General features: G+C 65.2%; 8 protein-coding genes. 4 read left to right on the top strand and 4 right to left on the bottom strand.

Annotated elements, in window-relative coordinates:
- Positions 1–398 precede the first annotated feature (398 nt).
- Positions 399–1,481 carry a TerC family protein gene (locus ACFV4R_RS13890; RefSeq protein ID WP_377203008.1) on the bottom strand — a complete coding sequence of 361 codons (1,083 nt, stop codon included), beginning with the start codon at positions 1,479–1,481 and terminating at the stop codon, positions 399–401.
- Positions 1,482–1,690: 209 nt separating this feature from the next.
- A complete protein-coding gene (locus ACFV4R_RS13885) occupies positions 1,691–2,560 on the bottom strand; it encodes a DUF1295 domain-containing protein (RefSeq protein ID WP_377203007.1) in 870 nt (289 codons plus the stop codon).
- 137 nt (positions 2,561–2,697) lie between these two features.
- Between ACFV4R_RS13885 and ACFV4R_RS13880 the strand changes: the two genes are divergently transcribed.
- The 4 genes from ACFV4R_RS13880 (at position 2,698) to ACFV4R_RS13865 (ending at position 6,359) form a co-directional block, all read left to right on the top strand.
- Positions 2,698–3,156: a MarR family winged helix-turn-helix transcriptional regulator gene (locus ACFV4R_RS13880; RefSeq protein WP_377203006.1), complete on the top strand. Its 459-nt coding sequence runs from the start codon at positions 2,698–2,700 to the stop codon at positions 3,154–3,156.
- Positions 3,153–5,021, top strand: a complete 1,869-nt coding sequence (locus ACFV4R_RS13875; protein ID WP_377203005.1) for an AMP-dependent synthetase/ligase — start codon at positions 3,153–3,155, stop codon at positions 5,019–5,021. Before ACFV4R_RS13880 ends, ACFV4R_RS13875 begins: the two co-directional genes overlap by 4 nt.
- Positions 5,018–5,446: a DUF2177 family protein gene (locus ACFV4R_RS13870; protein ID WP_377203004.1), complete on the top strand. Its 429-nt coding sequence runs from the start codon at positions 5,018–5,020 to the stop codon at positions 5,444–5,446. The genes ACFV4R_RS13875 and ACFV4R_RS13870 overlap by 4 nt, the downstream gene beginning before the upstream one ends.
- Before the next feature lie 187 nt (positions 5,447–5,633).
- Positions 5,634–6,359: a YoaK family protein gene (locus ACFV4R_RS13865; protein WP_377203003.1), complete on the top strand. Its 726-nt coding sequence runs from the start codon at positions 5,634–5,636 to the stop codon at positions 6,357–6,359.
- Between the two features lie 50 nt (positions 6,360–6,409).
- On the opposite strand, the gene ACFV4R_RS13860 is transcribed toward ACFV4R_RS13865, so the two are convergent.
- The gene (locus ACFV4R_RS13860) at positions 6,410–6,568 is read right to left on the bottom strand and encodes a hypothetical protein (RefSeq protein WP_377203002.1); all 159 of its coding nucleotides are present in this window, start codon (positions 6,566–6,568) and stop codon (positions 6,410–6,412) included.
- A 1-nt stretch (position 6,569) separates the two neighbouring features.
- Positions 6,570–7,964 carry an OFA family MFS transporter gene (locus ACFV4R_RS13855; protein WP_377203001.1) on the bottom strand — a complete coding sequence of 465 codons (1,395 nt, stop codon included), beginning with the start codon at positions 7,962–7,964 and terminating at the stop codon, positions 6,570–6,572.
- Positions 7,965–8,001 lie beyond the last annotated feature (37 nt).

Raw genomic sequence — 8,001 nt, 5'->3', positions numbered from 1 at the left:
TTGAGTTCTCAAACAACAGACACACCCGGCACCACCCAAACCAACAAGGTCCAAGATCGCTCCGGAGCAACTTTCCAAACTTACCCGATCACCCGGCACTTCGCAAATCCGCTTACCAGCGAAACAAAGCACACAAGAACCAGCCCCACCCACCAGGAACACACCACAGTGCGAACCATTTTTCAGGCCATTCAGAAGGGGGTTTTCGCCGCTATCTTTCCGCATCAGCGGCGGCGACTCAGAAAACAATACACGCCCACCAACCCCACCGCAAATCCACCCCCCAACCACGGGGACGACCCCCAAAACCCTTGCAATTGAAAGGATTCCGGGGGCCGTTGACACTCTCCAGCCTCGCTACCGGCCGGAACTGCCCGTTATGCAGTGGGTCACAGCTGTTACTTGGGTGCCCGGGCGCTGGGGCTCAGGTCGTCGTCGGACTGCTGATCCGTTTCCGGCTGGTCCTTGGAGGCAGCAGCAACGGTGCCGCCTTCCACGGTGTGGCGGTCGTGCTTGTCGCCATCACCGCGGGTCTTCATCAGACTGGCTACCGTGGCCACAGCAATGGTGGCTCCGATGAACACCAGTGAGAACCAGATGGGAATCTCGGGGACCCACAGGAGAGGCTGGCCGCCGTTGATGAAGGACAGCTCGTTGACATGGAGGGCGTGGAAGACCAGCTTCACGCCGATGAAGGCGAGGATGACCGCCAGGCCCTGGGCCAGGTACACCAGGCGTTCCAGCAGCCCGCCGATCAGGAAGAACAGCTGGCGCAGGCCCATCAGGGCGAACGCGTTGGCGGTGAATACGATGTAGGCCTCGTTGGTCAGTCCGTAGATGGCGGGGATGGAGTCGACGGCGAAGATCAGGTCCACGAAACCGATGGCGATGATGGTCAGCATCATGGGGGTGAAGAAGCGGGTGCCGCCCTTCTTCACGGTGAGCTTATCGCCGTGGTACTCGTCAGTGACGGGCAGGACGCGGCGGACCAGCTGCATGAACTTTCCGTCCGCGGGGTTGGAGTCGTGGCTGCCGAACGCCTGCTTGTAGGCCAGGAACAGCAGCAGCGCGCCGAAGATGTAGAAGATCCAGGAGAAGTTCTCGATGAGGCCTGCGCCGATGGCGATGAAGCCACCACGCAGGATCAGCGCAATGACGATGCCGATCATCAGCACCTTCTGCTGGTACTTCTTCGGGACCGCGAAACCGCTCATCACAATCAGGAAGACGAAGAGGTTGTCGATCGATAGGGCCTTCTCGGTGAGGTACCCGGCGAAGTATTCACCGCCGAAGTTCCAGCCGGAGACCATACCTATCCCGACGCCGAAAACCAGCGCCAGTCCGATGTAGAAAGCGGACCAGCGCGCCGATTCACCGATGGACGGCTCGTGGGGTTTGCGCACATGCGCGAAGAATTCGTAAACGAAGAACAGGACGGTCACAGCAAGGGTGATGATCCAGATCAGTGGTGATACCTGCATTTGGGTACTCCGAGGGGTTGGCGCTGACAGATACGCCAAGGTCTCCTCCGCCCGGTTGAACCGGAGCCGATGGCCCGGAATGCTTCGCTGCATCCGTATTGACGGGCCTATCACAGACGGGAGTACTCCCCTTGATGAATGAATTCTAGCTCATCGAGGGGAGTACTTTTCAAGTGCCGCCGTTGGACGGGGATAACCGGAGGGGAAACCTACTTCAACTTTGGCACCAGGACGGGCGTGTTCTTCTTGTATTCCTCGTAGTCGGCTTGCCCGCCCCACTTTTTGTCCGCTTTCCTCTCCAGGGGCGGCACGCCGCTGCCCTTGGTCAAAAGCAGGGCAACAAACACCGGGGAGATCAGCGCCGCCCACTGCCAGCCCTGGAGCACGGGCAGGGCGATGATGGCGACACCCACCCACAGCGTGATTTCGCCGAAGTAGTTCGGGTGGCGCGACTTGGACCAAAGCCCGGTGCTGATAAAGCGGCCCTTGTTGGCGGGGTCATCCTTGAAACGGTTCTTTTGGACGTCCGCGGCGGTCTCGATGGACATGCCCGCGAGCCACACCAGCAGGCCCACCCAGAAGAACCAGTCCAGGCCTACCTTCTTGTCAGACGTGATGGCCACCCACGCGAGCGCCGCGGTAAGTACCACCCACAGGCCTTGGATGGTCCACGTGTTCAGGAAACGGAAGAAGTCGGGCTTGAGCTCGTCGAAGCGGTCATCCTTGCCGTGCTTGCTGATCCGCAGGAAGAGGAAGCTGCCAAGCCGCCCGGCCCACAGCACCACCATGGCCGCCAACAGCATGCCGCGGGCGTCCACGCCGGGGGACGCCAGCACCAGGAACACCGTGATGGAGATGTATGTCAAGGCCCCGGTGAGATCGTAGAACTTCTCCGTCTGCGCCTTGTAGGACGGGATGAACACCAGCCACTGGATCACGAAGGCAACGGCAACCCCCAGACCGAACACCGGGAATCCGCCGATCGTGGACCCGCCTTGGCTGCCGGCAAGGGCGATGAGCGCCGCCACCACCACGGCAATAATTGTGCTGATGAGGGCCTTGCGGCTCTTTTCGTTCACGGACAGATTCCTTTCCCCTGGCCCACCGCGCGCTTCTGCACGGCCGGTCCCAATCACTCCTGCTAGTCTTTCATGTATTCAAATTAATTTGATCACTAGACAACCATAAATACTATCAGCGCGACGCAGGAGGAACCGTGAAACTGCCGTATCACCCCGCCGCCGTAGCGCTGCAGGCGCTGTTCGACCTCGCTACCCGGACCGAGCGGGAGGTGGCCCGCCGGCTGGAACTGAACCTCACCGATTACCGCGCCCTCTCAGCGCTCAGCCATTCCGGGCCGGTCACCGTGGGCAAGCTTGCCGAAACCTTGGGGGCCACGGCTGCCACCACCACTGCAATCGTCAGCCGGCTGGAAGCGCACGGCTACGCCCAACGGCTCCGGTCGGACGAGGACCGTCGCCACGTGCATGTCAGCGCCACCCCCGCCGCCACCAAGGACGTCATGGACCTCATGCAGCCTCTGATGGCGTCCACTAACCAGCACATCGAGTCCCTGCCCCGCATGCGACAGGACGCCGTCAGCGACTTCCTCAGTGTCGCGATGCACCTCATGCAGGACCATCTGCACTCCCTTTCCGAGAAAGAAACCCCATGAAAGAGTTCACCTCGCCGCCGCTGGCCGACCTGTCCGAACATCGAAACGCCACTGACCTGCTGATGCACCGCTTCCGTACCTCCCCGGACCACGTCGCCTTCGAGGTCCGCGCCAGCGGCGCAGCTGTGAGCGATTCCTGGCAGCAGGTGACCACCGGGCAGTTCGTCAAGGAAGTCCGGGCGCTGGCCAAGGGGCTGATCGCCGCCGGGCTGCGGCCCGGCGACTCGATGGCCATCATGTCCCCCACCCGCTATGAGTGGGCGGTGGCGGACATGGCAGCCTGGTTCGCCGCCGCCGTCGTGGTCCCCATCTACGAAACCTCCGCCCAACCTCAAGTGAGCGCCGTCTTGGAGGACGCCGCCGTCCGCCTGGCCATCGCCGGCACCGCCGCACACGCCGCCCTGCTGGACCACGGCTTCGCCGAAAGCGGCTCGGCGCACTTGGGTGTGTGGACCATGGACGCCCGTCAGGGAGCCGACCTGGCAGCCCTTGTCCAGCGCGGCTCGGACGTGCCGGACAGCGACGTGGAGGAACGACGGTTGCTGCATGATCTCGACTCGGTGGCCACCATCGTCTACACCTCCGGCACCACCGCAGCCCCCAAAGGCGCTCTGATCACGCACCGCAACTTCGTGGGCCAGATCCTCAACGTCGGTGCCGCCTACACCAGCGTGGTCCGCGAGGGCGGCAACACCATCATCTTCCTGCCCATGGCGCACGTCCTGGCCCGCGGCCTGCAACTGATCTGTTTGGCCAACGGCATGCGCATCGCGCATCTCTCCGATCCCCGCGATGTGGTCCCCGCTCTCGGTGCGCTCAAGCCGACGTTCCTGGTGGTGGTCCCCCGCGTCCTGCAGAAAATCCAGGCTTCCGCTGCTGCGGCCGCGGCGCAGAAGCACCTGGGCGGGGTGTGGGCCAGGGCACAGGGCACCGCGGTGGAGTGGGGCAGGTTCATGGAAGCGCACGACGCCGACGCTTCCCTCCGTGCCCCGCTTGGGCTGCGTGCGCGGCGGGGTCTGTTCGACCGGCTTTTCTACGCCCGCCTCCGCGCGCTGGTGGGCGGACGGCTGGACTGCCTGCTCTCCGGCGCCGGCGCACTGGACGCGGACCTGTCCCTCTTCTTCCGCGGCCTGGGCCTGCCGGTCATCGAAGGCTACGGGCTGACGGAGACCACCGCCCCGCTCACCGGCAACCTGCCCGGCGCAATCCGCTCCGGGTCCGTGGGTGTGCCGATGCCCGGTACCACCGTGCGGATCTCGGACCAGGGCGAAGTGCTGGCCCGCGGCATAGGTGTCTTCTCCGGGTACCGACGGTCAGCCGACAGTGCCGATGCCTTCGTTGACGGATTCTTCCGGACCGGTGACCTGGGCGAGCTGGACAGCCAAGGCCGGCTCACACTCAGGGGCAGGATCAAGGATGTGATTGTCACCGCCGGCGGCAAGACCGTGACGCCTTCCATTTGGGAGGGCTATGTCGAGGGCGATCCCCTGGTGGCCCATGCCGTGATGGTGGGAGAGGGTAAGCCATACCTCGGCGGGCTGGTGCTCCTGGACCCCGAATCCGTGGCGGCCTGGGCCGAACGGGAGGGCATATCCGACATCGCCGGGCTGCGCATTCCCGACGACGGCGGCGCCGTCGAAATCGACGACGCCCGGCTGCTCACCGCGGTGGAGAAAGTGGTCAGCGCCGCGAACGCCCGGCTCGCTCGGTCAGAACAGGTGCGCAGGTTCGTGCTGCTGCTCGCTGACCTGAACGAGAACCACGGCATGGTCACCCCCACCATGAAACTCAAACGATCCGTCTTCACCGAACGCGCCCGCCACTTCGTGGAAAACCTTTACACCGACACAAGGAGTCCAGCATGAACCACCGCACCAAAAACTGGCTGACCGCCTACATCGTCGCAGCCCTCGTCTTCGCGGCGCTGGACGTGGTGTGGATCCTGGGGGTGGCGAATCCGCTGTACCAGTCGGCCATCGGCGGGATCCTTGCGGACAAGACCAATTTCGTGGCTGCCGTCCTGTTCTACGTCATCTTCGTGGCCGGGATGGTCCACTATGGGGTGCGGCCCAACAGCCCTGACGCGGCCATCCGGCAGCGGGTCACCGGGGCGGCGCTGTTCGGGTTCTTCACCTACGCCACCTGGGCGCTCACCGGGCTTGCCGTCCTCAAGGACTTCACGGCACTGGTGGCCGTGACGGACATCCTCTGGGGTGCCGCGGCCTGCAGCCTGGTCACCTGGCTGACCTCGGTGACATTACGACGGCGGCTGACGGCCCGGGTGCCCTGACGCACCTTCGTCCGACGCACCTTCATCCGGGGCCGACGTCACGCACGGCATACTTTTGGCCTCCCGCCGGCGGCGGAACCAGGGAATACCAAGGCTCCGCCGTCGTACGTCATCTAAAAGCGTGCTCTGCGTGACACGGGCGCATACTGGAAACTTCCCCCGTCCCGGACCCGCGAAAGGCCACCGCATGCCCGCACGCTTCTTCCCCGCTGACCCTTCCCGGCTGCACCTGGTGCTCATGCTGATGCTGACGTTTTCCACGGGGGTGATCGATGCCGTGGGCTACCTGGGCCTGGACCGCGTCTTCACGGCGAACATGACCGGCAATGTGGTGATCCTGGGCATGGCGCTGATGGGCGGCGACAACCTGCCGGTCCTGGGGCCCATAGTGGCGCTGGCAGGATTCATGGCCGGCGCCCTGGTGTCCGGGCGGACCCTGCGCATCATCAAGTCCGGCTGGACGCACCGCACCACCGGGCTGCTGGCGGGCGTGGGCGCCGTGATGGCCGCCGTGGCCATAGCCCTGCTCAGCGGTGTGACACCGCGCAACAACGAGCCCCTGACGGTGGCCATCACCGGTGCCCTGGCCGTCGCGATGGGCGTCCAGGCCGCCACCGCCCGCCACCTCAACGTCAAGGATGTCTCCACCGTGGTGGTGACCTCCACCATCACCGGGCTGGCGGCCGATTCGCGCCTGGGCGCCGGCACCCATCCGTTCTGGGGCCGCCGGCTCGCGGCGGTGGGGCTCATTATGGCCGGGGCGGCGCTTGGCACCGTGCTGCTGCAGATCCACATCGGCCTCGGAGTGCTGATGACCGCCCTGATCACACTCTTCGTGGCCCTGGTGGGTTGGAATGCAGTGACCCGGCAGGATGCGGCGGCGGCGGCTCCTGATGCGGAGCCGGCGTCGTAAGCGGCTAAAGCACCCGTCAAAGGCGCGGGCCGCCGTCGAACGCGGACGGCTCAGCCGAACAGGGCCGCCACCCGCGTGAGGGTTTCGTAGACGCCGTAGGCCAGCGGCACCCCCACCAGGGCCCAGCCCAAGGCGAGCTTCCCGGTGGCGGTGTTGACGGCCACCGAGTTGTCCGGCGTCGATGGATTGTTGTTGGGGACGTTGCTCATCTCAGGCCTCCATGGCGGGTTCGTGCGGGCGGTCCCGGTCCGGGCGGGGTTCGTGGAATCGGGCGCTAACGGGCTTGACCAGCAGGTTCGCCACAAATCCGACCACCAGCAGCGCCACCATGGTGAGCAGCGCGGGCTGGTAGGACGCTGCGGTCAGCTGGCCGGGCTTGCCCTGGGCGTCGAGGAAGGCGTTGACGATCAGTGGGCCCGCGACGCCGGCGGCAGACCAGGCGGTCAGCAGCCGGCCGTGGATGGCACCCACCTGGAAGGTACCGAACAGGTCCCGCAGGTAGGCGGGGACGGTGGCGAAACCGCCGCCGTAGAACGAGATGATGAGGAACGCCAGCGCCACGTACAGGATGGTCTTGCTGGATCCCGCCAGCGCCAAAACGGTGTAGAGAACTGCCCCGACGCCCAGGTACAGCATGTAGATGCGCTTGCGGCCGGTGATGTCCGAGGTGGCACTCCAGGCGAACCGGCCCGCCATGTTGCCGATGGACAGCAGCCCCACGAAACCGGCGGCGACGGCGGCACTGACCAGGGACGCGCCGTCGGGCCCCCTGAAGAAGTCCTGGATCATGGGCGCCGCCTGCTCCAGGATGCCGATGCCGGCCGTGACATTGCAGAACAGGGCCACCCACACCAGCCAGAACTGCGGGGTCTTCACGGCGTTCTTGGCGGAGACGTTCTCTGTGGTGACCAGTTTGGCGGCCTTGACCTTGGCGGGGTCGAAGCCGGCGGGCTGCCAGCCGTCCGCGGGGACCTTGATGGTGAAGGCGCCGAAGAGCATGTACACGAGATAGGCGACGGCGAGGGTCAGGAAGAGCTTGCCCACGGCATCGCCGCTGGCCACCCAGCCCTGCGCGCCGGAGTTGGGGTCGTACGCCTTGAGCAATGCGGTGGACACCGGGCTGGCGATGAGCGCGCCGCCGCCAAAGCCCATGATGGCCATGCCGGTGGCCAGGCCGGGCCGGTCCGGGAACCACTTGATCAGCGTGGACACCGGCGAGATGTAGCCGATGCCCAGTCCGATGCCGCCCACCACGCCGTAGCCCAGGTAGACGAGCCACAGCTGGTGCGTGAAGATGCCCAGCGAGCCGATGAGGAAGCCGCCCACCCAGAACATGGACGACGTGAACATTGCCTTCCGCGGGCCGTTCCGGTCCACCCATGTCCCCATGATCGCGGCCGAGAGGCCCAGCATCACGATGGCGATGGAGAAGATCAGGCCGATCTCGGTGAGGCTGGCGCCGAAATGCTTGACCAGCGCCGTCTTGTACACGCTGGTGGCGTAGGCCTGGCCGATGCAGAGGTGGACGGCGAGCGCCGCCGGCGGTACCAGCCAGCGGTTGAAACCCGCCGGCGCGATGGTTCTTTCACGGTCCAGGAAGCCCATGGCTGATTTCCCCTGCTCGATAGACGTCAGTGTCCGG

Source organism: Pseudarthrobacter sp. NPDC059871 (genome assembly GCF_042731175.1).
Classification (GTDB): domain Bacteria; phylum Actinomycetota; class Actinomycetes; order Actinomycetales; family Micrococcaceae; genus Arthrobacter.
Note: the sequence above shows the minus strand (reverse complement) of the source record. Positions and strands in the feature narration are given on the sequence as shown.